We start from the raw sequence: 23,745 nt of genomic DNA on the forward strand, positions 1-23,745 counted from the left end.
TGTAAGAAAGATGCTATTAGTTAAGATAGCTCTATATATATTTGTGTTTTTCTTTATTATGTATTTGGCACATAGGGCTTTGTGGTTAATCTTTTTCTTGTTTAATTTTAGATTTTGGGAAATGGCTATGTTAAAATATGCAAATGGATTTTTTGAAAGTCTTGAGCCATCTCACAAAATTCTTTTCTTAATATTTTTATCGGTTATTTCTTATTTGATGATTTATTTTACAACTATGAAAATGCCTTTAATAAGATATATTTTATTAGGGGTAATGTTTATATTAGCGATAAGGACCTATGATATCTCAGATATATTTATGTTTAAAGATTATTTCGAGAAAAGTGGAATGTGGGGACTGGATTATTGGAGCAAACAAATCAGAGGGGTATTTTCATTAAAAGAAGGCGATATTTTTGGCGTGTTTCAAGATGTATGCAATGTCTTTGTAAAGTTTTTTGTAAATGTATTTGATTCGGTCAAGAAGTTATAAAAAAGACGGTAAATAAGTTTACCGTCTTTTTTCTTTTTTCCTAGATTTATAATCATCTAAATAGGAATCGTGTATACCAAATAATGCTCCAAGCCAAAAGTAATAGGTGTGAAATGGTATTTCATCTATGACTTCATTTTCCATTAAAAAATACTTGTGTGAAAACTCCTCACAATAAAAGAAAAGATTTACATCTAGGCTATAGTCATCTAGCAAGAAATACAATTGTCCAAAAAATTTTCCATCGACATAAACTGTAATAGCTTGTGATTCTTCTACTTCCTCTCCTTCCAAAAAGGGCTCTTCAATATATAAATTTTTCCCTCTGTTTTTAAAATATTCTTGGAGATGGGTTAGAAAAAACGGGAAAAAATTGCTTCTCGAAGTATATTTAGAAATTGAAATAGTTGGAGCGTTATGATAAATGAGCTCAATTTGATTTAAATAGAGCATATAATCACCTCTCGATACCGCTAAAACGAACCCAAAATAACATATTTCTAGGGAAAAGCAAATAATTGAATAACTTTATTTAAAAAAGCTAGAAGTTCTAATTTTTTTGTAATTTTCCTGCAAGGAAAAAATAAAAAGGGGGATGCAATTGAATATTCAAAGTGTAAGTTCGCAGTCATTGCAAAACAATGGTAATTTGCAAAAGATGGATAAGTTACATGTAAATCCGTTTAAAAAAGAATTCAGTTTAGATATGACAAAGAAAGAGAAGGTCCATGATACAAAAGAAACGTTGGAGAAAATGTTATCTGATATTAATGATTTAAAGGATAAAATTGATTTTGAAGTAACGGTTGAAAATGTCATGAATTATAAAACTCTTGTGAAGTCTTTTTTGACTTTTTACACAGAACATGCTTTGCAGACAAAAGATATCATATATAGAAATGGAAGAAATAATGAAAAGTTAACGATTGTTAAAAAAATTGACGATGGTATTAAAGAGTTAGATGATACGATGTCATTGCTTGATACAAAGAGTGGACATTTGGATATGCTTCGACGGATTGGTGAAATCAACGGTATGATTGTCAATTTAAGAGTATAAGAATCGTCTTTATATGTTTTTTAATGAAGAAAGAAGGAAATAAAATGTACGAAAATCTATTTTCGAGTTTATCACAAGTTAAATCAAAATATGAAGAAGGAATTGAGGTAACTGAAAAGATTTTTGATTCCCTAAAAATGAACAATATTAAGGCGCTGCCGCCTTTAACGACTACGCAAACTGAATGTATGTCTGAAATTAAAATATCGAAAGAGAATCTAAGAGATACTTTGAAAAATATAATATTGAAACACAAAATTGATACGGAAGACTACAGAATACATCACATTCTCTATTTATTTACACAAAAACAAAAAGAAGACGTTATTGATTTATCTAGGTTAATTCATACATTGGAAGTCTCATTGCAGAGAGCGTTGTACAGAAATCAAGATATGTTGGCTTCTATTATTAATTCAACGCAAACAGTTGTAGAAGCTGCTATTGATTATAGTGAAAATGAATATAGTGAAAGTCAATTGTTCCTGAATGAAAAATTTTAAAAAGGGAGGTAAAAATAAATGACATTAGGTTTCAATACATCTTTATCTGGTTTATTTGCTGCTCAAAGGGGAATTCAGACCTCGCAGATGAATGTTTCTAATTTAAATACAGAAGGATATGTTCGTCAGAGAATGCAACTTTCTGAAAATGCTTCGGCGGGAGGAGCAGGGATTGAACAAAAAATCGGTTCAGGTGTGCTAGTAGAAAGTATCAAAAGAATGACGGATGCAAATATGCGAAATAACTACAATAATCAAAGTTCGAGAGTAGGATATTACGAACAAATAGAGTCTGTTTTGAATGAAGTAGAAACTGTTATGGGTGATTATTCAATTGGTAAGTTAAGCAATATGATGGGCGGTTTCTTTAATGCTTGGCAAGAAGTATCGAAATTCCCTGAAGAAAGTTCATATCGATATGCATTAGTTGGCGAAACGGCAAAATTCACTCAAAAAATTAATGAAATGGGAAAGGAATTAAGTAGAGTAGAACAGGATACAGTTGGAAATATCGGAGTACAAGTATCTGAAATGAATACCATTTTAAACGGGCTTGCAGAAGTTAATAAGAAGATTAATCAAACCGGTGAATTTGTACCAAATGCGCTTTTAAATGAAAGAGATAGATTAGTTAATAAGTTGTCATCATATGCCGAAATAGAGGTTTCATTTGAAAGTAATAATCCAGAGGCTATTAGTATTAGGTCTGGAGGCGCATATCTTCTTGACAACGAAAAAAGCTATGATATTCGTTTAGTGAACTCGAACAATGAATACTATTTATCAAATGGAACCGCGAGAATTGATATGTCGACTGGTAAATTAAAGGCTAATTTAGACATAGTTGATAATTATATTGGTTCCTACAAAAAACAATTAGACACATTTGCAACGGGACTTATAAAACAAGTAAATGATATTCACAAAACAGGATTTAGCATTAATGGGGATACTGGTATAGACTTTTTTGTGGGAACTGGAAGCAAAGATATTGCAATAAATCCTGCATTGAAAGCTGACCCTAGTAAACTTGCTACTTCAGCTGTAGCTGGTGTAGAAGGTAATACGGACATTGCGAAGCAAATTGGGAATGTCATGAATCAAACTGTTTCAGATAATATGAGTTTTAGAAATTACGTAAACTCTTTTAGTATGGAGATGGCACAAGATTTGAATACAGTATCTAATCAAGTTGCTATTCAAAACGAAGTGCTTACAGGAATTGGAGAGCGAAAAGCTAGTATTGAAGGAGTTAATTTAGAAGAAGAAATGACTAATCTGATGATGTATCAGAAACTATTTACGGCAAATGCTAAGGCGATAAAAGCTATAGACGAAACGTTAGATACAATTTTGAATATTAAACAATAGAATTTTTCTTTTTGTAGGGGGTATCATGATGAGAGTTGCTTCTTTTCATCAATTTAATCTAAACCAATTGAATATTAATCTGATTCAGGAAAAACAAGGTAAACAACAGTTGCAAGTGTCGACGGGGAAAGAATTTTCTAGAGCTAGTGAAAATCCAATAAAAGCTAAACAAGCTGAAATTATTACACAGGCTATGGATAAAGTAGACCAATACCAGAAGAATGTGAATGATGCAAAAGGTATTCTAGAAACAACAGCAACCATTTTGCAAAACACATATCATCTTCTTGAAAATGTAAATACTGAAGTTCTAAAAGCGCAAAACGGTACATATAACCAAGACGATTTAGATACTATCGCTATGGTTATTGATAAAAATATTGAACAGCTAGTTTCAGCAGGAAATACACAACATTTAAATAGATATATTTTTTCAGGTGAAAAAATGTTAACGAAGCCATACGACTTTGATGGAACAAACTTAACATATAACGGAAATGATAATGATGTTAAAATCGGGGTTTCTCCGTATATTGATACTACAGTTATGAACAGCGGTAACAAATTTTTTACAGATACAATTAAAAATCTAGTAACAATGAGAGACCAGATAAAGGCTGGAGATAGAGTGGGATTGGCTGCTAGTTTTAAAACGCACCAAACTAATATGGATGCTGCCTTGAATTCTATAGCTGAAGTTGGTGTGCGTTTAGATGGTTTAAATGTTGTAAATGAGGGATTTATAGCTCAAAAGAATAATTTAGAAGCGAGACGTATGGATGTTGAAGATGTTGATTTTACAAAATTAATGGTTGATATATCTGCAACACAAAGAACATACCAAGCTACTTTAAAAGCGACTACTATGATGTTCGATTCAAGTATTTTGAATTATATGTAATAAAGTTTTATTTTTAAATGAAGAGGTGGAAAAAATGCCAGCAGAATTAACCAGATTTGATAATACTACTCGATTAATGGGAGTAGCTAATACTTTATTTAATACAAATGACCTTGTGGATGCAGAATTACAGATATTAGACGCGCAAGCTAAACCAAAAAGAACTCAAAAAGATTTATTAACACAGGAGCAAACTGTTTGGAAGAATTTTAAAACAGATTTTGGTAGTCTAACAAGTAAATTTTCAGATTTAAGATTTTATAAGACGAGTCAAAAAGATATTTCTTATACAAAAGAGGGAGTAGTCTCTTTCAAAGCAGGAGCAACTGCCCAATCAGGGGATTATGTTATAAAAGTTAATGCTTTGGCTGCAAAACATCAAATTGCAGGCTCAGATATGGGGGCTACTGATAAAGCCTTAGGTATTGATGATACGATTAAGATAAAAGATAAGGATTTAAAAATTACAGATACTATGACTCTTAGAGATGTTGTTAATGCTATTAATGGAGGGAATTATGGAACTTCCGCTTCCATTATATCTAATAGATTGGTGCTGACATCAAAAGATTCTGGTGCTAAAAATTCGTTAGAATTTAGTGATGGAGCCAATGGTGCACTAAAGACATTAGGGATTTTGAATGCAGATGACTCCATTAAAAATGAGTTAAGTAAGGGACAAGATGCTGAATATGTTATCAATGGTATTGAGTCAACTAGTCCAACTAATACCATTACAAATGCAGTTGATGGATTTACAATAGATTTAAAAAATACTTCTAATGAAGAAATTAGAATTTCAGTACAAAATAACAAGACGGATGCTGTAAAAGCGATTGAAGATATGGTTACTGCTTACAATAAATCAATAAACCAATTTAAAAGTTATACGGATAAGGGCACATTCTTGCAGGGGCAGTCGATTCCGCTAAATATAAGAAGAGAAATGACGCAAATAAGTAACTTTTCTTCTAAAGATGGAGAGCATTTGTTCAATTATGGTATCCAAGTTGATGGGGTTTTGAAAGATGGAACGTTAAAATTAGATAAAACAAAACTTGAAAAAATGTATACTGATGACCCAGAAAAATTTGAAAATATGTTTTTTGGACAAAATGGATTAGGAAAATTCATGGAAGAAAAAATGCTTAAATTCACGGGAGAAACAGGTACAATTAATGGGAAAATTAATGGATTGCAAAAAAGCATTGATACTATTACTAAGGATTTAAAACAATTTGATGTTTATTATGCAAATCAAAAAGATTCGATTTTAAAAAAATATAGTCAATTTGAAAAGACCTTAGCGGGATTAAATTCAACAATGGAATATATGAAGGCTCAAATGTCAGCACTTACAGGTTCTGATAAATAACGAAAGGGGAATAACTAATGGAAGGGTATAAAAAATACATGGAAGATGAGATTATGACAAATCATCCAGTAGAAAATACTATTCTAATGTATGAAAATTGTATTAAAAGGCTTAGAGTTGTTAAAAAATATTATCAGGATTTTAAATTTTCTCAGGCAGATGAAGAATTAGAAAGAGTAGAACAAATTTTAGCAGAACTAAAAATGCAAGTAAATGAATCAGTTGATTTGGAATTAGCGAAAAATTTATATGGATTGTATGACTATATCTTAGCTGAATTATTTAAAATTCATAAATTAAGAATTATTGAACCTATTGCTAATATAGAAGGTATATTGAAAGATTTAATTGAAGGTTTTAGAGGAGCAATGAAAAATGCAGAGTAAAAGTGAAGTTTTATCCGAGTTTTTAAAAAGTTTACGTAGTTCGTTTGAGAAGGAAGATATGAATCAATTTAATGAACATTTAATAGAATTCAATGAATGGTTAAAAGGTTTGAATGAAGAAGAAAAAATTGAAATAATGCCAATTGGAATGCGTGAAATTGACTTAATAATGAATGAAGTGGAAGATAAAAAACAAATGTATGAAGAAATTGCTTTTGACCAAACGAAAAAGCACGGAGCGAATCAAAAATATAGTCAATATTAATTGGAACAGAGAGGGTGAGAAGTGGTTTGCAATCAATTTTACTGGTTTTTCTAAAACTATCAGGAATTCTTTTGTTTGCTATTTTAAATCAAATTTTCATATCAATGTTGTATAAAAAGGGATTAAGTTTCAAAACAAAATTATTTTCAATTATAGGATTAGTAATTGTAAATGTAGTTATAATCTTTTTCATGTACAGTGACATGGGAAAAATAATGTTTTTACTTCCGGTAATTGTTTTAGGACCTTCTTATCCTCTGATTTTCGATAGAAAAAAGAATAACAAAAAAGATTGTTAAATGTAATTGAGAAAGAAACCTACTAAATTTAAATAATTTAGTAGGTTTCTTTTGTTTGCATATCTTTTGAAAGTTTGTAGGGTTTTAGTGATTCGCGGTAAAAAGAAAAAAGAGAAAATGAATTTATTCTGAAAAGAGAGGATTTTATGAGTTACGTAGATGACCTTAGTGGAGTAATGAGTTACTCTGTGAGAAAAAGAGAAACGATATCAAATAATATTTCAAATCAAACTACCCCGAATTATAAGGCACAAGTAGTACGATGGAATGATGCATTAGAAGGCGATGCGAATAGTTTAAAAGTTACAAATGAGGGACATATTCCATTAAACCAAAATGGAGAGAAATTCACTATTCAAAGTGATAATGAAACAGAGGTTAGGTCTGATGGGAATAGTGTTGATTTAAATAAAGAAATTGTAGAAATGATGAAAAATAACCAAATTTTTTCACTTTCTTTAAATGCACTAAATAGTTATTACGAATCTATGGGTGCGGCAAGAGGTAAATAGTGTTTTTTCCTTTAAGGGGGCTAACTTATGTTTAATAGTATCGATATTTCTGGTTCTGGTATGGCGATGTCAAAAAGATGGATGGAAGTCACTAGTAATAATATAGCTAATATTAATACTACCAGAGGTACAGACGGAAACCCATACAGAAGACAAACGGTTGTATTAGAAGAACGAACAAAATTTGAAAGTTTCCTTGATAGAGAAGTAGGAAATGGTGTTCAAATAAAGGAAATTGCACAAGATAAAACGGAAGATTTAATATACAATCCAGAACATCCAGATGCAATGAAAAATGGCTATGTAAGAATGCCAAAAATTAATCTAACAGCTGAGATGACGAATATGTTGGCAGCACAAAGAACATATGAGGCAAATGCTTCTGCATTTTCAGCAAACAAAAAAATGATGGAAAAGGAACTGGAAATTGGTAAGTAATCAAAATCAAAATCAAAGGGGGATAGGTAGTTAACTACCGATATCAATGATAGTAAATAATATTGGGAATCAAATTAATAGCACCTTATCTTTAAGTGGCGATAAAGCAGTATCTAAGGAGAATAAACTTAGTTTCGAAAACATGCTAAATACTGTTAGTTCGATAGAAGCAAATCAAGTTAATACAAAGGCATCTGTTTATAATATGCTGACTACTGGAGAAGGAGATACACATGAGGCGATGATTGCAATGCAAAAAGCAGCTTCACAAATTAAAACAGCATCTGTTGTTAGAGATAAATTTCTTGAAAGCTATAACGCCATCATGAATATGCAAATCTAATATGGATGGAAGTGTGAAAAATGGAAAATAAGAATTTTATGAATAAGTTAAAGGAGTTTGGTGGTAAATATAAGGGAATAATCATCGGGTTAGTAATTGTTATATTTGCTATTTATACTTATATTAGCTTAAAGCCGGATGGATATGAAAAATTATATTCAAGTTTATCAGATGAAGATAAACAATCAATAGTTGTAGAGCTATCCAAACGGGGTGTTGATTACAAAATTGATGATGCAACAAAAACAATCTCTGTGAAGAAAGAAAATGTGTCATGGGTTCGTCAAGAAATGAGTGATATTGGACTTCCTAGTAGTCAATCAGGTGCACAAGGCTATGATATATTTATGGAAAGTTCTCTTGGTAGTACGAAAAAAGATTTAGAGCTAAGAGAGTTAAAAGCTCGAAAAGGACAATTAGAACTAGAATTGGTTCGTAGTTTTCCTTTTATTGACGAAGCTACAGTCAATCTAACGATTCCTGAACAAACAAGTTTGTTTGAAAAAGAAGATAAAAAAGGAACGGCGTCGGTTACTCTAGGGTTTAAAAGAGGTTCTGATGTTACTAAACAGCAGCTGCTAGGCATACAAAACATGGTTAGTTCAGCGATTCCAGGCGTTGCACCTGAAGATGTGAAAGTAATAGACAACAAAAAAGGGATTATTTCTGATTCAATTTTAGAAGAAAATAATTTGGGTTCTAGTCAATATGAAAAACAAATGACTATTCAGAAAGAAGCAGAAAATGGCATTCATGATGATATTAAACGTTCTCTTTCAAGCTTGTTTGGATATGATAATGTTCAAATCAATGTAAAGGTTGCTATTAATTTTGATGATATTTTGCGAAAAAGTGAAAACTTCGATAATAAAGGTGTGCTAAGAAGTCGAAATAAACAAGCAGAAGACACTGCAAAAATTGATGGAATAACTAATCCTGAAGCGGGAATAGATGCAAATGGGGAAGTTGTTGGATATGACGTAAATTCAAAAAATGGAAAAGTTGTGTATAAACAAAAAAAGGAAAATACCACTGAAAACTATGAAATATCTAAAACAATTGAAACAGTAAAGAAAAATCCAGAATTAACAAATACGAATATTGTAGTTTGGGTAAATCAAGCCGCATTAAAGCAGAGACAGATAAATGTTAATCAATTTAGACAAGCAGTTGGTATTGCAGCAGGATTAAAATATAATCAGCCAACGGATTCTTTTGACAATGGACAAGTAAGTGTTCTTTTCTTGGATTTTCAACCTAAAGATAAAGTAGAGGTAAAAAAACCAGTAGAACAGAAAGGTTTGGGAGCTTTTCTTAGTAAATATGGTTTATTTGTAGGTATTGGCTTAGTGATTCTATTAGCGGTAGTCGGTGTTGTACTATTTTTACTAAATAAGAAAAAGAAACAAGAAGAAGCTGAAACTATTGCTGCAATGGCAAGACAAAGAGAACCGGAAACGCTGGAACAAAATGGATTAGAAGCAGAAACTCAAAGTGAGGGTATACATATAGTATTCGACGACGAAGATTCTGAATCTGAAGAACAAAAACAAATCAGAATCAAGAAAGAAGTTAGACACAAAGAATTAAGCGAACAAGTAGTTCAGTTGAGCGATGAATATCCTACAGAATCTGCTGAATACATAAAAAAACTACTAAAAGAAAGGAAGTAGTTAAGTATGGAAAATGAAAATACAGAAAAAAAAGAATTGCCATCGCGGGTAAGAGCCGCGATGTTAATTCGTATGTTCAGAACTGAAACTTCTCAAAAAATTATACAAGAATTAAATAAAGAGGAACAAGAAATACTAGCTCAAGAACTAGGTAAACCTGGGGATTATACAAAGGATGAATACAATGAAGTAATGGCTGAGTTTTTATTCTATTTCGGAAGTAGAAACATTGGAACAATAGGAAATGGAATTGATTACTTAAGAAATCTATTTAAGCATATGGACGAAAAGGATTTCCAAAAGATGTTAGGACGTGTCTATTATGATGTAGATAATCCATTTGAATTCTTAAAGAAAGTGAAAGATGTTGAACCTTTAATTACAGCATTAGGAAAAGAAGACCCTCAAACAATTGCTCTTGTTTGTAATCACATGGACGCTAAAATGGCTGGAGAATTACTTCAAACTCTGCCGGAAGAAAGAATGATAGAAACGTTTATTGCCTTGGCTAAATTAGAACAGGTAGACAGTGAGTTAATATTTAAAATTGGTAAACTTGTAGAAAATCAACTAAATAAAATGAGCATGGGAGATTCTAATCAACAAGAGGGATTAAAATCTGTTGTTAATATTCTAAATAATGTACCTCGCGGTATTGAAAAAGTCGTATTAGAACGACTAGAAGTTGTTGATAAACCGTTGTCAGTTACAATCAAAGAAAATCTATTTACATTTGATGACCTGAAAACATTGGATAGTCTAACTTTACAAAAAATATTAAACGAAGTTCCGGATATAGGAACATTGGCGAAAGCTATGAAGTTAGCCCCAGAAGAATTAAAAGAAAAATTATTGCAGTCTATGTCTGAAGGTAGAAGAGACATGGTTAGGGATGAATTGGATGGAATGGGACCTGTAAAACTTAAAGATGTTGAAAAAGCGCAGCAAGATATTGCTACTCTTGTAAAACGTCTTGAGAGAGAAGAGAAAATTCAAATAGCTAGAGGTGATGAAGATGTCATCTTATAAAAATGGAAGTGGTAACAGAATTCCCCGTGATTCTGTTACCCTTTCCAATGAATTGTACAGAATAAAAATAGAGGATGTAATTGGAGAAGAATTTTTAACAAATGAAGAAAAAGAAGAACGAGTAAAAAAGAGTGATTTACAATTAAAGGAGGAAGAGTTAAGAGATTATGAAGAAAAATTAAAAGAACATGAACAAAAGTTACAAATGGAATTAGAGAAATTTGAAACAGAAAAAATGGAATTACTAGAAAGAATTCAAAAAGAAGAAGAAAAATATGAAAGAAAAAAAAGACAAGAATACTATGATATAAGGGAATTCATGTGGGAAAATGCAATAAAACTTTCTGAAGAAATAGTTGGTCAAAAAATTAGAACAGAAGATTTCTCAATGCCAGAAATGTTCAAAGGTTTAATAAAAAAACTTCCCATTGCTTTTGAAGAACTTACAATTACGGTTCATCCTGAAACGTTAGAATGTATAAAAAAGGATAATTCCAAAGAAAGTTGGATGTTGGAAAATATTAATTGGAAGTTAGATTATAAGCTAGAAATTGGTGAATTTATGGTAGAAGAAGAAAATGAATACTATGATTATCGATTTTCTTCCATATTCAATAAAATAAAAGGGGATATTCGTAATTTAAACCAACAAATTAGAAGAGAGGGAGAATAATGATGAATTTTCAAAAAGAAAATGAATATTGGAGAGGAATTGTAGATTCTTCTTCTCTTTTTTTAAGAAGAGGAAAAATACATACAATTAAAGAACAATATTATGTTTCAAAAGGTCCGAAAGCAAAAATTGGTGACATATGCTTAGTTGGAGATAATAAAATTATGTGTGAGGTAGTAGCAATTGATAGAGAAAACAACATATTGCTGCCTTTTAATGTGGGAGAAAAAGTTGAAAATGGTGATTGGGTAGAAATTATATCAGATATGGTTTATGTGCCTGAACCATCTTATATTTTAGGGAAAGTTTTGAACGCGAATGGAGAAGTAATTAATAATCCTGGAAACTATCCATTACAAGAAATATCATTAGAAAGTCCTCCAATCAATGCGTTTGAACGGGAGGAAATAACGGATGTAATGGTTACTGGAATAAAAGCAATCGATGGTATGACGACCATAGGCGTAGGTCAAAAAATAGGAATTTTTGCTGGTTCTGGTGTAGGTAAATCGACTCTTTTGGGGATGATAGCAAAAAATGCAGAAGCCGATGTAAATGTAATAGGTCTAGTTGGAGAACGTGGTCGTGAGGTAAAAGATTTTATTCGTAAGGAGTTAGGAGAAGAAGGGTTAAAAAGAAGTGTGCTAGTAGTAGCAACTTCAGATGAAAGCAGATTAATGCAATTAAGATGCGCAAAATTAGCTACATCAATTGCAGAAAAATTTAGGGATGAAGGAAAAAATGTTCTACTTATGATGGACTCGGTTACTCGTTTTGCTGATGCAAGGCGTGACCTAGATATAGCAACTAAAGATTTCCCTGTAGGAGGAAAGACCTTATCTATGGGTGATTATATGAAAAAGTTGCTTGAACGTTCTGGAAAAACTAAGAAAGGTTCAATTACAGGGATATATACAGTATTGGTAGATGGAGATGATGAAAATGGTCCAGTTCCTGATTTAGCTAGGGGTATATTAGATGGGCATATTATTTTAAGTAGGGATTTAGCCACTGCTGCTCATTATCCAGCAATCTCTGTTTTGGGTTCAGTCAGTCGTATTATGGAAGACATTGTTGATGAGGAACATTGGAATATAGCGAATAGAACAAGATACTTGTTGTCCCTTTATAGAGATAATGAGACATTCTTTAAATTAGGTACAATTAAAGAAACACCAGATAATATCCATATTTTCGAAGCTAAGAATAAAACAGAAGGAATAAACCAAGTATTGAAACAAGGAAGACATGATGCGGTGAATTTTGAAGATACTGTGCAGCTGTTTAAGGAGAAAATATAATGAAATATTGGAATAGATACTTGTCTGCATTATGTATTATTTACGTATTTATTTTATATTATTGCGAATTGAGAATTGATGCAGGCATGGTATTTGTTCTAATTATAGGCACTTGTTTGTTCTTTGTTCCTAAAATAAAAAAGAAACAAATGTTATGGAGAATTTTAAAGATATGTTTGGCGATGGGCTTAGTTCTAATGTTGATTTTTGAAAGTTTAATTTTTCTAGAATCAAGAAATGATGTTATTAAGGATAAAATTGATTTTGTAGTAGTATTAGGGTGTGGATTAAGAGATGGTTCACCATCTGAAATGCTAAAAGATAGATTGAATAAAGTTATTCCGTTCTTGGAGAAAAACACCAAAACAAAGGTGGTTGTAAGTGGTGGAATTGGAATAGGCGAAGTTCAATCAGAAGCACAGGTAATGGAAAAATATTTAATAGCTCATGGCATAGAAAAAGAAAGAATTATTAAAGAAGAAAAGGCAACTAGTACATATGAAAATTTAGTGTTTAGTAAAGATATTTTGATAAAAAGAGCATATGATTATCAAAATAAACATGTTTTAATCGTAACAAGTGATTTTCATATGTTTAGAAGCAAATTAATAGCTAAAAGGCTAGAATTTAATACTTTTGGATTAGTATCTAGAACACCTATTATAAACATTGTACAAGCTCATTTAAGGGAATATCTAGCCATTACAAACTCTTATTTTTTTAATAAATAAAACAAGAATTATTATTTAAGGTGAATGTTAAAATAACATTTGCCTTTTTTTATGCAATGTAAGTGAGTGGGAATATGAAAGAAAATGTTTATAATGCAATAAAACTTAAATTAGAGCAAGAGAAAATGGAAGTAGAAGAAGAATTAACGGTGTTACAAGCAAAAAAATATGAATTAAATAACCGTAAAAGTGTGGAAGAAAATAAATTAAGTGCATCTACAAAAATTTTAAAAGAAAAAAAGACTGTAAGAGCAGGAATGTTAACACAAAGATTTAATTCGGATTTTGTAAAACAATGTGAAAAAGAGATAAAAATAATTGATAGCTATATTCAAAAACAAAATATTGAATTGGAGAAAATAAAGGAACAAGAAAAGTATGTAGATGGTATGTTTCAACAAAAGTTGAAAGAAAAAGAAAAACAGGAGAGAAGAAAAGAAGAGGAGATGCTATTTGAATATAAAAAATGGTTGGATTTTTCTTAAGTAAGGGGGAAGGAGTTTTACTCCAATTACTATGAATATAACAGCATTATTGAACGTGCTACCTAATAATACCAATGGGGTGAGTAACACTTTAAAAGAAGAAAATGTTTCTAGTCCTAGAACGAACAAAGGTGAAGAAACGTTTTCAAATATATTAAACAAAGACAATTTAAAGAAAAAAACAGTAACACAAACAAAAAATGAAACAAGTAAAGATGAGAAGACAAAGGCGACTGACATTAAAGAAGAAGGTGCCCAAAAAGCTAATGTTAAAGAAACTAATGCAAAAGAAACGGATACTAAGGACAATGGTGTTAAAGAAACTAATGTTAAAAAAACTAACGAAAAAGAAACTAGTGCAAAGGAAACGGATACTAAGGATAATAATGTTAAAGAAACTAATGCAAAAGAAATTGATATTAAAAAAATTGATATTAAGAAAGATGAAATTCAAAAAGTTGATAATAGTGCGGAAAAGATAGAAGAACTTAATATTAAAGAGGACTTAGAAATCAAAGGGGATTTAAAAAACGGAGAAGACGTAACATTAGATGACAAAGAGTTATTCTTTAAAAATAATCCGGGTTTTAAAATTGATATTAATAATAAAGCAAAGAGTATTTCTGATAAAACAGAGCATTTATCAAAAGTGGACTTTGAAAATTTAGAATTAAATGCTAAGGAACTTGTTGAATTGTTACAAAATATAGCTGAAAAAGTTTTAAATAAACAAGAAACTGAAAAAATAACAACACCAGATTCAGAAAAATTAGTGGAAAAGACGAAAGATTTATTAGAAATACTTAAAGACTTGCAAAATGTTTTAAGTCAAGGAGAACAACCTAATCAATTAATGAACAACCTAAATAAATTAATAGAAAGCGTAAGTGAGTTCAAGAATAATATAGGCGGTATAGAAGATTTTAAAAATTTAAAAGAAATAGGTACTGTTTTAAGTGATATTAAAAATGAAACATGGGAAATAGGAAAAGATATTATGAATAATGAAGAATTAAAACCTATGTTCACTAAGTTTTTAAACAAAATAAATGAATTAGAAGATGCCATTGTTAATATAACAAAAGATAAAACTTCTAATATTAAATTAGAAGTTATTGATATCATGAAAAGCGAATCACCAAGTAATGAAAAAGCCGAAAAACAAAACGAAATAGATGGAAACAGTACATTCAATGAGATTGAAGTAGAAAAAAACACGCCTACAAATAATGTAGAAAATAACATTACAATAAATAGAGTTGAACATAATGCGATTGATAAAAATATAAAAGCAGAAAAGCCAATGGAACTTAATCTTGAACAGTTAAAACAAAAAGTTCATGATAAATTCGAACAAATCCAGAAAATGATTGTAACTAAAGATAAAATGTTTGTGCAATTAATTCCAAAAAATTTAGGTAATGTGGAGATGTTATTTAAAAAGACTTCGGAAGGTATAGAATTAACTATCGAAACGGAAGGGAAAAGAACGAAGCATAAGTTAGAGATGTTATTTGATGATATGAAAAAGGATTTTAAAGAAAGAAATCTAGAGTTAAACTTTGTTTTTAAAGAAAAACCAAAAGAAGAAAAAGAAGAAAACTCAGAAAGAAAAAATGAATATAGGCAGAAAGAACGAAATGTAGAAAATGAAAATGAGCCTGAAGAGGTTTTCGAAGAAATTATGGAACGTGTATTGAGAGGTGAATAATTTGGAAGTTAACAGTCCCACAGTCACTCCTACGGTTACTCAAACAAATAACGTTAATGCAACAACTAATGCAACAACTAAAGCAGCAGCAGAACGAGGAGTAATGAATAAAGATGATTTTCTAAAATTGTTTTTAGCTAGTTTACAATATCAAGACCCTATGAGTCCTATGGAATCAAAAGATATGATGGCTCAAATGAGTCAATTGACAATGGTTGAGCAAATCACAAATTTAGGGAAAGTTGTAGATAATCTTAAAGCAGCAGTACAAAAAAATCCATTAGAGCAAGGTATGGGGTTTTTAGGGAAAGAAATAACAGGGATGACAACAGAAGGTGAACTGGTGGAAGGAAAAGTTAACCAAGTTCAAGTATATAAAGGTGTGCTTGAACTTATCGTTAATAACAAACCTATTGAAATAGGGAATATTGCTAGAGTAGCAAATTATCCAATGGATAAACCGGTAGATAAACCAGAAGAAAAGCCAGTGGATAAACCAGTGGATAAACCAGTGGATAAGCCGGTAGATAAACCAGTAGATGCAGATAAACAGACACCCGTAGAAAGTAATAAATAGTTTTATTTTTGTTTTTTAGTATATAAGGAGAGTGGAACGACAATGATTCGTTCATTATCAGTTGGTGTTACAGGATTAAAAACTTTTCAAGAAGCTCTTGCGATTACATCTAATAATATTGCAAACTCCCAAACAGTGGGACATAAAGGTCAAAAAGCTAGTTTTGAGGATTTAGTTTATTTTCAATCTAGACCGGGTTCAAAAAGCACAGATAAATTTGCTGGTGTAAACCCTAATGATATTGGTAGTGGTGTAAAACTGTCAGGTGTTAAAACTAATTTAGCACAAGGAGCTATTAATAATACAGGTGGAAAAACAGATGTAGCAATTGAGGGAAATGGATATTTCATGGTTGGTAATGCCAATGGAGATGACGTTTTATATACAAGAAAAGGTTCGTTTTTGGCTGATAAGTATTTGACAACAGAAGGTGGTCAATATGTATTAGGATGGGGAGTTAATCCTATGACAGGAAAATTAGATACAACTACCGTTCCTAAAAGAATAGAAATTCCTATGGACCAAGTAATTCCAGGGGAGGCTACTACGAAATCTACAATAAAAGGGAATATTAATTACGATACACCAATTGGAGAATCGGTGAGAACACAATTTCCAGCATATGATGCAATGGGTAAAAGAACAGATGTTACTGTAGAATATGTAAAGACTGGAAATAATACATTTAAATATGTTGCAATGCCTTCCGATATTAAACAAACACCATCAATAAAAAATGCAATGCTTAATATTAAAGGTAATGCAGGTGACTTAATTCCGGGAGATTATAAAGTAGACCTTCAACAAGTAGCCGGAAATCAAGTTAAAATTACAATTACACCACCAGCAGGAAGTCCAATAGGTCCAATTACACAAACTGTGAGTGATATAGACCAAACTGTTACTTTGAAAAACGGTACAAATGATTTTATGACTCTTGATTTAAAAAAGATGAAATCAGCTAATGATTCTACTGTGGTTACAATCGGAGAAACAGGTGATGTTGCTTTCGATATGACTGGTAAAGTTTCTAGTATTACTAATTTTGGAAACGATGCGGTTCCTACTATTTCGTATGTTTCACCAGCTTCTGGGCAAAAAGTAAATATAGAATTAACAATGAACAATTTAACTTTGTATGCAACAGAAAATGGTTTAAGAACAGAAGGTGTAGATGGTAAAGCGGCAGCAATGATTAAAGATTTTAGTGTTACTGATGACGGGATTGTTGTAGGTCAGTATAGTGATGGTTCTATTAAAGAATTAGGACAAATTGCGGTAGCTGTCTTTGATAATCCTCAAGGATTAACTCGTGTAGGTGCTAGTGAATATGCACAAACTCCAGCTTCTGGAGAACCTGGAATTGCTCGCTCTGGTGATGTTGGAGCAGGAAGAATCCGAGCAAATTCTTTAGAAAATTCAAATGTAGATTTGTCACAAGAATTTGTAGATTTAATGATTTATCAAAAAGCATTTCAATCTAACACAAAAATAATACAAGTTTCGGACCAAGTTATAGATGGAATTGTTAATTTGATTCGATAAAACAGGGGGGATTTCCCCTGTTTTTTATTATGAAATTATATAAAAAAAGATAGAAAATAAGATTAGAAAAAGATTTTTATAAATCTTGTTGAAATTTATTAAGAGAAAAAAGAAAAGCGAGAGGTGAAAGTAATGAATATAGAAGAAAAACACAAGTTTTTTAATGAGCTTGGATTTTTTACATTATGTAATGCTGCGCCGGCATTGGGAAGATTTTTAAAAGATACTATCATGATTTCTTCTCCTAAGACAGAACTAGTTAGTATGGCGGATATTGAAAAGGAAATTAAAGATTTAGTATATACAACGGTTGTATTTAACGGTGGGGAAATTGGAGAAACACACGTATTTTTAACTGAAAAAGATGCAATGTGTTTAGCTAAGTACGTAATTAAAAAGAGATTAAATTCAGAAAAAGATGTTGAGGAATGGGATGAACTTTCCATTAATGCAGTTGAAGAGGTAATGAATATACTAGGTGGAAATATGACTGAAATTTTAACTGTAGTTTTTGGTAAAGGAGTCATAATTGATGTACCAGAATTAAAGTATGGTAAAGATAGTGTCGAGTTATATCCAAAAGATGAGGAATTAGTTTTAAATACTTTTACAATGCATCTTGGTACAGGAGAAAAAATAAAGATGAAAGAAATAGCAAAAGCATCTTATTACAAAGAACTTGTAAATCAATTAAGGAATAGGGTGTGAATGATGAAAACTAGAGATGAAATACCGTTAACGGTTAGTTTTGAATTAGGTAATACTAAAAAAAGTATTAAAGATTTATTAAACATCTCAAAAGGAACAACGTATCGCCTAGAAAATTCAAAAAAAGATATTGTAACTATCAAAATTGGAAAAGAAAAAATTGGAGAAGGAAATATATTTATTCGCGGAGGAAAAATGTACGTTGAAATAGTGAAATTAGGAGAAGAGGGGGAAAATAAGTGAATAAGAAAAAGATTTTAATTGTAGATGATGCCATTTACATGAGGGCGGTTTTGAAAGATTTATTAGAAAAAAACGGATATGAAATTATAGGTATGGCAAAAAACGGTGAAATGGGAGTACAAATGTATGAGCAATTATACATTTCAGGAGATAAACCAGACCTGGTATTAATGGATATAACCATGAAAAAGAAAAATGGGATTGAAGCCCTTAAAGAAATAAAACAAATTGATGCAATGAGCAAAGTTGTAATGGTTAGTTCGGTAGGAGCAAAAGATTCTTTGGTAGAAGCAATTCAAGCAGGTGCCAAATATTTTATAAAAAAACCTTTTGAAGATGATGAACTCTTAATTACAGTGAAAAAAGCCATAGCAAGCAATTAATACAGAAACATAAAAAGGAGGTAAAAATTTGAGTAATGATAAATTATCCCAAAATGAGATAGATGCTTTGATATCGTCTTTTCAAACAGGTGGAGAAGATGCTATTGAAATGGATAATTCTAAATATAAAGCTTATGATTTCAATAGACCGGAAAAATTCAGTATTGATAATCTACAAAGTATTGAAAGAATCGCGAATACAATTTCGAAGAGTGTGTCACAATCATTAACTGCAAGATTAAGGACTCCTATTAATGTTGATTTTTCAGGAGTTGAGCAGGTAGCATTTGTAGCAGATTATGCAGATACCATGACCAAAGATTATTATGGTTTCTTTATAACAAGTTTAGGACATCCAGATTTGCATGAAATAGTAGTGGAAATAGATTTAGCTTTAATCATGGCTATTCATAAAAGATGGTTAGGAAATGAACTACCAAAAACATTAGGAGAAAGAATACCATTAACTGATATCGAACAATTAACGGCAGTGAAACTTTTAGAAAGCGTTATTTATGAAAACCTAGAAACAGCTTTTGATAGTGTTGCGCCAATAAGTCCAAAATTCATTGCATATCAAACGGATTCAACATTGTTAAAAATAACTTCTGGAACAGATATGGTTGCACTTGTTAATTTGACTGTTAGCAATGAACATTGGCAGTCCACTATAAGGTTGGTGATTCCATATGAATCTGTAGAGCCAATCATTGATAAATTAACTGTTGAGAACATTATGGAGTTTTCTCATAATAAGAAAAAAAATAATTATAGAGAGGATATTGAAAAAGGTTTAAAAAATGTAGTAGAAGATATTTATGTTAATGTCGGTGAGACTACGATGACTGTAAGTGAACTTGCAGAAATTGAAGTAGGGGATTTCTTGAGATTTGATAATAAAGTCACAGAACCGGTTAAAGGTTATGCCGCTGGCGTACATAAATTTAATTGTTTAATAGGAAAAGATAGAAGTAAAAAAGCTTTTCGTTTTCTGAATTACACGGAAGAGGAAGAAGAGATAGCAGATAAAGTGCAAGAAGCTTAAAACGAAGATTAAAAGGAGTGATAATATTGGAAAGAAAACCAGAAATTTTTTCAGTTGAATTTGAAGACTTTTCAGGTTCAGCAAGTCAGAAATTAGGTAATATCCAAAATGATATTGCGAAGCTGGCAGACCTAAAATTGAAGGTTATCGCTCAATTAGGAACAAGCAAGTCGAATATAGGAGAAGTGTCCAAATATAAGGTTGGGGATTATATAGAAGTAGACCGAATGGCAGGACACACAGTTAATATCTACGTAGGAGAAGAAAAAATCGCTATTGGAGAAGTAATACTAATGGACAAAAATTTTGGATTGAGGGTTACAGAGGTAATTTCTAAAAAAGGCGAGTTTTTGAAAAATATAAGTAAGAATGGAGAGATAGAATAAAATGTTTTGGTCTCTATTTCAAATGATAATAGTTTTTGGTGCAATGGGAGCTGGAATTTATTATTTTGTAAAAAAAATGAAAACAAATCAGTTTAACAAAATTGGAGATAGCGGGAAAATTAAAGTTATTGATGGAATTAATTTAACTTATCAAACATCTTCTTACTTATTGGACGTAGATGGACAACTTGTTTTTGTGGTTATTGGACCTAATGGAATAAATACTACTCCATTGAAAGAAAAACGTTTTGAAGAATTGATGAATTCTGGATTTGAAAAAACTATGGAAAAGGAAGAAAACGAGTATGATAATGAAAATGAGTAAATATAGAATAATCACACTTTTGGTGGCTATATTTGCTCTCTTTCTTTTCGGACAAGAAGCATATGCAGAAACAGTTCCAAGTGTGCACTCTGCCTCTAACTCACTTAATGATGGATTTATAGATATTAAAATTGGTAGTGAGGAAAAAGGTGGGGACCCTGTTGTAAAAATGCTCCTAATGGTTTTCCTTATGTCAATAGGACCTTCATTGGTAATTATGTTTACACATTTCACCTATGTAGTTATTGTTTTAAGTATGACTAGACAAGCATTAGGAACAATGAACATACCGCCTAACCAAGTTCTTATTGGTTTGGCAATTTTTATCTCAGCTTATATAATGTTCCCAGTTTTAAATCAGGTTTATAAAGAAGCCTGGGTTCCCTTAGAAAAAAATAAAATTGAAACAGTAGAAGCGTTAAAAATTGCTGAGAAACCATTAAAAAAATATATGCTAGACAATACATATGAAAAAGATTTATCAATGATGATGAAAATAAGAGGGGATAAAAAACCTACCAGTTATAAAGATGTCTCTATACTAGCAGCTGTACCAGCTTTTAGTTTGACTCAAATTCAAAAAGGTTTATTTACCGGTATGATGATATACTGGACATTCATATTTATTGATATGATTATTGGTGGATTGTTAATGTACATGGGTATGATGATGCTACCTCCTATGATTATAAGTTTACCTATTAAAATATTGATTTTCATTTATCTAGGTGGATACTCAAAAATTACAGAGATTATTTTCAAAACTGTTCAAGTGAGCTCATAGCTAAGTCTATGAGCTCTTTTTTTATAAAGAGAAAATTATAAAAATAAAATGATTAGGAAAAAAGGAAAAAAAGAAAAAAACAGTTACAAGAGGTGAGATTTATGGATGAAACCCTGTTTATAGAATTATTTAGACAGTATTTTTACAAGGCTTTTGAAATTATGACGCCAGCATTGATATCGAGTTTGGTTATTGTTTTAGTAGTAGCGGTTCTAATGACTGTTATGAGTATTCAGGAACAAACACTTACTTTTTTACCTAAATTAGTTGGTTTTGTATTGGTCTTAGCTGTAATGGGTCCTTGGATGTTTGATTCCCTTGTTACACTAATAGCAGATACCTGGGATAGGATTCCTTCGCTATTATGAATCTAGGGGATAATCTAACAGTAATTATTTGCGCATTTGCGAGGATATCGGCATTTTTGTTTATGATACCTTTGCTTTCCGGAAAAATGATACCTAGAATGGCAAAAATAGTTCTGTCCGTTGGTTTGTCTCTAGCTGTTGTTGGAAGGGTGGAAGTCAGTACGTTTCAAAGTGAATTTGAATTAATAGGATACATTATAATGCAGGTCATTATTGGTGTTACATTGGCTAAAATCGTAGAAATGCTTATGGTGATACCAACAATAGCAGGTTCAATAATGGATATGGAAATGGGATTTTCATCAGTAAGCTTATATGACCCTACAACAAAGCAAAACAATACTATTTTAGGTGTTATGTTAAATATCATGTTTGTTGTTAGTTTTATTTCATTAGGTGGAATACAAAGTTTAATAATGACTATTGTGCGCTCATTTGAATTAACAGAAACATTAATGTTCTTGGGAAAAAAAGAATTTTTAGAACTTGTTACTTCAATTTTCGGTTATATGCTATCATCTGCGGTGCAAATTGCTTTACCAATTATGGGTGCCATGTTTGTTGTGAATTTTGTAATGTTAATTATCGGTAAAACAGCTCCACAGACACAAATATTAACAAATATGTTTCCTATTAAAATAGGTGCAGGTATTCTCTTTTTAGCAATAACAATACCAATAATGGGAGATGTTTTTCAACATCTTTCAGAAAAAGTAATTGAAGAGTTTATTCATTCTTTCAATTATATGTTTAAAAAGTAAATTTATAAGGGGGGATAATAGTTGGCTAAGGATGCAAAAACCGAGAAAGCCACCCCTAGGAAAAGGCGGTTAGAGAGAGAACAAGGTAACTTGGCTCGAAGTAAAGAAATGGGAACGTTTTTAACGTTACTATCCTTTGCAATACTGTTGTTTGTATTTGGTAGTAAATTAGCCAAAGACATGCTAGATTTAGTTTCCTCTCTATACAATATGATAATGACTGGCGCTAAAGCGCCAGATTTGATTATTGGTGGGTTTAAGCAAGTATTTTTCACATTGATTCCTGTTTTTGTATTGGGTACATTATTTTATATTATCAATTATGTTTTGCAAGTAAAATTTCTTTTTTCTTTTAAAATTATTAAGCCTAATTTTAAGAAACTAGTTAATTTTAAAGGTTACTTTGGGGAATTATTTTCAAGGAAGAAGGTCATAGAGGTACTTCGAAATTTTGCGATGCTTATACTGTTCGTAGTTATAGCTTACTATGTTTTAAAAGGAAAAGTTAGTATATTAGCGGGTTCAATATGGGTTCCTTGGCAAAAGGCATTTGAAAATATTATTGGAGTATATAAGGTTGCTTTTTTATCGTTATTAAGTTTGTTATTTTTTATAGCTCTCATAGATATGCTATATCAAAAATGGGAACATGAACAGAAAATTAAAATGAAAAAAGAAGAAGTTAAAGATGAATCTAAGAATAACGAAGGAAGTCCAGAAGTTAAAAGAAGAAGAAAAGAACTTATGTTTGCATTGCTTCAAAAAGATGTTACTGAAAAAGTGCCTCAAGCAACAGTTATTATTAATAACCCGACTCATATTTCAGTAGCATTAAGATACAAAAAAGGTGAAGATGATTTGCCAGTTGTCATTGCGAAAGGCGAAGAACAATTAGCGTTATATATGCGTACTTTAGCTAAAGAACATAAAGTTCCGATGATTGAAAATAAACCATTAGCCCGTACTTTATATTTTAATGTGGATGTTAATCAGCCAATACAAGAGGAAATGTTTGAAGCTGTGGCGATGATTCTGCGCCAATTAATAGAAAAGAATCAAATAGAACTCTGA

At 31.1% G+C, this 23,745-nt stretch carries 31 protein-coding genes; 30 read left to right on the top strand and 1 reads right to left on the bottom strand.

The window, feature by feature from the left end; translation table 11 throughout:
- Window positions 1-10 precede the first annotated feature (10 nt).
- On the top strand, window positions 11-493 hold the full coding sequence (locus tag PDL00_RS02040) for a hypothetical protein (protein WP_098006061.1): 483 nt from the start codon (window positions 11-13) through the stop codon (window positions 491-493).
- A gap of 18 nt (window positions 494-511) precedes the next feature.
- Here PDL00_RS02040 and PDL00_RS02045 read toward each other — a convergent pair whose 3' ends face one another.
- Complete coding sequence (locus tag PDL00_RS02045) at window positions 512-946, bottom strand: hypothetical protein (protein WP_098006059.1); 435 nt, start codon at window positions 944-946, stop codon at window positions 512-514.
- A gap of 148 nt (window positions 947-1,094) precedes the next feature.
- Here PDL00_RS02045 and PDL00_RS02050 point away from each other — a divergent pair, with 148 nt between their 5' ends.
- From PDL00_RS02050 to PDL00_RS02190, 29 genes are all read left to right on the top strand, one after another.
- A complete protein-coding gene (locus tag PDL00_RS02050; protein WP_170953025.1) occupies window positions 1,095-1,553 on the top strand; it encodes a YaaR family protein in 459 nt (152 codons plus the stop codon).
- Between the two features lie 44 nt (window positions 1,554-1,597).
- A complete protein-coding gene (locus PDL00_RS02055; RefSeq protein WP_270725872.1) occupies window positions 1,598-2,056 on the top strand; it encodes a hypothetical protein in 459 nt (152 codons plus the stop codon).
- Between the two features lie 18 nt (window positions 2,057-2,074).
- The gene (gene flgK, locus PDL00_RS02060; RefSeq protein ID WP_270725873.1) at window positions 2,075-3,427 is read left to right on the top strand and encodes a flagellar hook-associated protein FlgK; all 1,353 of its coding nucleotides are present in this window, start codon (window positions 2,075-2,077) and stop codon (window positions 3,425-3,427) included.
- 28 nt (window positions 3,428-3,455) lie between these two features.
- Window positions 3,456-4,328, top strand: coding sequence for a flagellar hook-associated protein FlgL (gene flgL / locus PDL00_RS02065; protein ID WP_270725875.1), 873 nt, complete (start codon window positions 3,456-3,458; stop codon window positions 4,326-4,328).
- A 34-nt stretch (window positions 4,329-4,362) separates the two neighbouring features.
- Window positions 4,363-5,703, top strand: coding sequence for a flagellar filament capping protein FliD (gene fliD / locus PDL00_RS02070; protein WP_270725877.1), 1,341 nt, complete (start codon window positions 4,363-4,365; stop codon window positions 5,701-5,703).
- A gap of 17 nt (window positions 5,704-5,720) precedes the next feature.
- Entirely contained in the window at window positions 5,721-6,089 is a 369-nt protein-coding gene (locus tag PDL00_RS02075) for a flagellar export chaperone FliS (protein ID WP_098006045.1), read from the top strand.
- Window positions 6,079-6,354 carry a hypothetical protein gene (locus tag PDL00_RS02080; RefSeq protein ID WP_270725880.1) on the top strand — a complete coding sequence of 92 codons (276 nt, stop codon included), beginning with the start codon at window positions 6,079-6,081 and terminating at the stop codon, window positions 6,352-6,354. Before PDL00_RS02075 ends, PDL00_RS02080 begins: the two co-directional genes overlap by 11 nt.
- Before the next feature lie 445 nt (window positions 6,355-6,799).
- Window positions 6,800-7,165 (top strand): flagellar basal body rod protein FlgB, encoded by a 366-nt coding sequence (gene flgB / locus PDL00_RS02085; protein WP_098007148.1) that lies wholly within the window; start codon window positions 6,800-6,802, stop codon window positions 7,163-7,165.
- A 27-nt stretch (window positions 7,166-7,192) separates the two neighbouring features.
- A complete protein-coding gene (gene flgC, locus PDL00_RS02090; protein ID WP_098007149.1) occupies window positions 7,193-7,603 on the top strand; it encodes a flagellar basal body rod protein FlgC in 411 nt (136 codons plus the stop codon).
- A gap of 46 nt (window positions 7,604-7,649) precedes the next feature.
- Window positions 7,650-7,946 (top strand): flagellar hook-basal body complex protein FliE, encoded by a 297-nt coding sequence (locus tag PDL00_RS02095; RefSeq protein ID WP_098007150.1) that lies wholly within the window; start codon window positions 7,650-7,652, stop codon window positions 7,944-7,946.
- 20 nt (window positions 7,947-7,966) lie between these two features.
- Window positions 7,967-9,619: a flagellar basal-body MS-ring/collar protein FliF gene (gene fliF / locus PDL00_RS02100; RefSeq protein ID WP_270725885.1), complete on the top strand. Its 1,653-nt coding sequence runs from the start codon at window positions 7,967-7,969 to the stop codon at window positions 9,617-9,619.
- Between the two features lie 6 nt (window positions 9,620-9,625).
- The gene (locus PDL00_RS02105) at window positions 9,626-10,648 is read left to right on the top strand and encodes a flagellar motor switch protein FliG (RefSeq protein ID WP_098007488.1); all 1,023 of its coding nucleotides are present in this window, start codon (window positions 9,626-9,628) and stop codon (window positions 10,646-10,648) included.
- Complete coding sequence (locus PDL00_RS02110) at window positions 10,635-11,321, top strand: FliH/SctL family protein (protein WP_270725888.1); 687 nt, start codon at window positions 10,635-10,637, stop codon at window positions 11,319-11,321. The genes PDL00_RS02105 and PDL00_RS02110 overlap by 14 nt, the downstream gene beginning before the upstream one ends.
- Before the next feature lie 2 nt (window positions 11,322-11,323).
- Entirely contained in the window at window positions 11,324-12,622 is a 1,299-nt protein-coding gene (locus PDL00_RS02115) for a FliI/YscN family ATPase (RefSeq protein ID WP_420107057.1), read from the top strand.
- Window positions 12,622-13,353, top strand: a complete 732-nt coding sequence (locus PDL00_RS02120) for a YdcF family protein (protein WP_270725891.1) — start codon at window positions 12,622-12,624, stop codon at window positions 13,351-13,353. Before PDL00_RS02115 ends, PDL00_RS02120 begins: the two co-directional genes overlap by 1 nt.
- 74 nt (window positions 13,354-13,427) lie before the next feature.
- Entirely contained in the window at window positions 13,428-13,838 is a 411-nt protein-coding gene (locus PDL00_RS02125) for a hypothetical protein (protein ID WP_270725893.1), read from the top strand.
- A gap of 55 nt (window positions 13,839-13,893) precedes the next feature.
- A complete protein-coding gene (locus PDL00_RS02130; protein ID WP_270725895.1) occupies window positions 13,894-15,549 on the top strand; it encodes a hypothetical protein in 1,656 nt (551 codons plus the stop codon).
- 1 nt (window position 15,550) lies between these two features.
- Window positions 15,551-16,126, top strand: a complete 576-nt coding sequence (locus PDL00_RS02135; protein ID WP_270725897.1) for a flagellar hook capping FlgD N-terminal domain-containing protein — start codon at window positions 15,551-15,553, stop codon at window positions 16,124-16,126.
- Between the two features lie 42 nt (window positions 16,127-16,168).
- On the top strand, window positions 16,169-17,671 hold the full coding sequence (locus PDL00_RS02140; protein WP_270725900.1) for a flagellar hook protein FlgE: 1,503 nt from the start codon (window positions 16,169-16,171) through the stop codon (window positions 17,669-17,671).
- 132 nt (window positions 17,672-17,803) lie between these two features.
- Window positions 17,804-18,379 (top strand): hypothetical protein, encoded by a 576-nt coding sequence (locus PDL00_RS02145; RefSeq protein WP_270725902.1) that lies wholly within the window; start codon window positions 17,804-17,806, stop codon window positions 18,377-18,379.
- A gap of 3 nt (window positions 18,380-18,382) precedes the next feature.
- Window positions 18,383-18,622, top strand: coding sequence for a FliM/FliN family flagellar motor switch protein (locus tag PDL00_RS02150; protein ID WP_098517520.1), 240 nt, complete (start codon window positions 18,383-18,385; stop codon window positions 18,620-18,622).
- Entirely contained in the window at window positions 18,619-19,005 is a 387-nt protein-coding gene (locus tag PDL00_RS02155) for a response regulator (protein ID WP_255301977.1), read from the top strand. The genes PDL00_RS02150 and PDL00_RS02155 overlap by 4 nt, the downstream gene beginning before the upstream one ends.
- A 28-nt stretch (window positions 19,006-19,033) precedes the next feature.
- Entirely contained in the window at window positions 19,034-20,050 is a 1,017-nt protein-coding gene (gene fliM, locus PDL00_RS02160; protein WP_098006987.1) for a flagellar motor switch protein FliM, read from the top strand.
- A 26-nt stretch (window positions 20,051-20,076) separates the two neighbouring features.
- The gene (locus PDL00_RS02165) at window positions 20,077-20,436 is read left to right on the top strand and encodes a FliM/FliN family flagellar motor switch protein (protein WP_170953108.1); all 360 of its coding nucleotides are present in this window, start codon (window positions 20,077-20,079) and stop codon (window positions 20,434-20,436) included.
- 1 nt (window position 20,437) lies between these two features.
- Window positions 20,438-20,761, top strand: a complete 324-nt coding sequence (locus PDL00_RS02170) for a flagellar motor switch protein FliN (RefSeq protein ID WP_270725908.1) — start codon at window positions 20,438-20,440, stop codon at window positions 20,759-20,761.
- Window positions 20,748-21,545, top strand: coding sequence for a flagellar biosynthesis protein flip (locus tag PDL00_RS02175; RefSeq protein WP_420107061.1), 798 nt, complete (start codon window positions 20,748-20,750; stop codon window positions 21,543-21,545). The genes PDL00_RS02170 and PDL00_RS02175 overlap by 14 nt, the downstream gene beginning before the upstream one ends.
- Before the next feature lie 101 nt (window positions 21,546-21,646).
- Window positions 21,647-21,913, top strand: a complete 267-nt coding sequence (locus tag PDL00_RS02180) for a flagellar biosynthetic protein FliQ (RefSeq protein WP_098006983.1) — start codon at window positions 21,647-21,649, stop codon at window positions 21,911-21,913.
- Entirely contained in the window at window positions 21,910-22,674 is a 765-nt protein-coding gene (locus tag PDL00_RS02185) for a flagellar biosynthetic protein FliR (protein WP_270725913.1), read from the top strand. Before PDL00_RS02180 ends, PDL00_RS02185 begins: the two co-directional genes overlap by 4 nt.
- Before the next feature lie 21 nt (window positions 22,675-22,695).
- On the top strand, window positions 22,696-23,745 hold the full coding sequence (locus tag PDL00_RS02190) for an EscU/YscU/HrcU family type III secretion system export apparatus switch protein (protein WP_098006981.1): 1,050 nt from the start codon (window positions 22,696-22,698) through the stop codon (window positions 23,743-23,745).

Origin of the sequence: Bacillus cereus group sp. TH152-1LC, assembly GCF_027710505.1 — a bacterium.
Classification (GTDB): domain Bacteria; phylum Bacillota; class Bacilli; order Bacillales; family Bacillaceae_G; genus Bacillus_A; species Bacillus_A mobilis.

Excerpts from the sequence above, each read along its gene's own strand:
- PDL00_RS02140 (WP_270725900.1), top strand. The coding sequence starts at position 16,169 with ATGATTCGTTCATTATCAGTTGGTGTTACAGGATTAAAAACTTTTCAA.
- flgK (WP_270725873.1), top strand. The coding sequence starts at position 2,075 with ATGACATTAGGTTTCAATACATCTTTATCTGGTTTATTTGCTGCTCAA.
- PDL00_RS02115 (WP_420107057.1), top strand. The coding sequence starts at position 11,324 with ATGAATTTTCAAAAAGAAAATGAATATTGGAGAGGAATTGTAGATTCT.
- flgB (WP_098007148.1), top strand. The coding sequence starts at position 6,800 with ATGAGTTACGTAGATGACCTTAGTGGAGTAATGAGTTACTCTGTGAGA.
- PDL00_RS02045 (WP_098006059.1), bottom strand. The coding sequence starts at position 946 with ATGCTCTATTTAAATCAAATTGAGCTCATTTATCATAACGCTCCAACT.
- PDL00_RS02150 (WP_098517520.1), top strand. The coding sequence starts at position 18,383 with ATGAAAACTAGAGATGAAATACCGTTAACGGTTAGTTTTGAATTAGGT.
- PDL00_RS02075 (WP_098006045.1), top strand. The coding sequence starts at position 5,721 with ATGGAAGGGTATAAAAAATACATGGAAGATGAGATTATGACAAATCAT.
- PDL00_RS02125 (WP_270725893.1), top strand. The coding sequence starts at position 13,428 with ATGAAAGAAAATGTTTATAATGCAATAAAACTTAAATTAGAGCAAGAG.
- PDL00_RS02175 (WP_420107061.1), top strand. The coding sequence starts at position 20,748 with ATGAAAATGAGTAAATATAGAATAATCACACTTTTGGTGGCTATATTT.
- flgL (WP_270725875.1), top strand. The coding sequence starts at position 3,456 with ATGAGAGTTGCTTCTTTTCATCAATTTAATCTAAACCAATTGAATATT.
- PDL00_RS02185 (WP_270725913.1), top strand. The coding sequence starts at position 21,910 with ATGAATCTAGGGGATAATCTAACAGTAATTATTTGCGCATTTGCGAGG.
- PDL00_RS02095 (WP_098007150.1), top strand. The coding sequence starts at position 7,650 with ATGATAGTAAATAATATTGGGAATCAAATTAATAGCACCTTATCTTTA.
- PDL00_RS02080 (WP_270725880.1), top strand. The coding sequence starts at position 6,079 with ATGCAGAGTAAAAGTGAAGTTTTATCCGAGTTTTTAAAAAGTTTACGT.
- PDL00_RS02180 (WP_098006983.1), top strand. The coding sequence starts at position 21,647 with ATGGATGAAACCCTGTTTATAGAATTATTTAGACAGTATTTTTACAAG.
- PDL00_RS02105 (WP_098007488.1), top strand. The coding sequence starts at position 9,626 with ATGGAAAATGAAAATACAGAAAAAAAAGAATTGCCATCGCGGGTAAGA.
- PDL00_RS02145 (WP_270725902.1), top strand. The coding sequence starts at position 17,804 with ATGAATATAGAAGAAAAACACAAGTTTTTTAATGAGCTTGGATTTTTT.
- PDL00_RS02170 (WP_270725908.1), top strand. The coding sequence starts at position 20,438 with ATGTTTTGGTCTCTATTTCAAATGATAATAGTTTTTGGTGCAATGGGA.
- PDL00_RS02120 (WP_270725891.1), top strand. The coding sequence starts at position 12,622 with ATGAAATATTGGAATAGATACTTGTCTGCATTATGTATTATTTACGTA.
- flgC (WP_098007149.1), top strand. The coding sequence starts at position 7,193 with ATGTTTAATAGTATCGATATTTCTGGTTCTGGTATGGCGATGTCAAAA.
- PDL00_RS02055 (WP_270725872.1), top strand. The coding sequence starts at position 1,598 with ATGTACGAAAATCTATTTTCGAGTTTATCACAAGTTAAATCAAAATAT.
- fliD (WP_270725877.1), top strand. The coding sequence starts at position 4,363 with ATGCCAGCAGAATTAACCAGATTTGATAATACTACTCGATTAATGGGA.
- PDL00_RS02040 (WP_098006061.1), top strand. The coding sequence starts at position 11 with ATGCTATTAGTTAAGATAGCTCTATATATATTTGTGTTTTTCTTTATT.
- fliF (WP_270725885.1), top strand. The coding sequence starts at position 7,967 with ATGGAAAATAAGAATTTTATGAATAAGTTAAAGGAGTTTGGTGGTAAA.
- PDL00_RS02110 (WP_270725888.1), top strand. The coding sequence starts at position 10,635 with ATGTCATCTTATAAAAATGGAAGTGGTAACAGAATTCCCCGTGATTCT.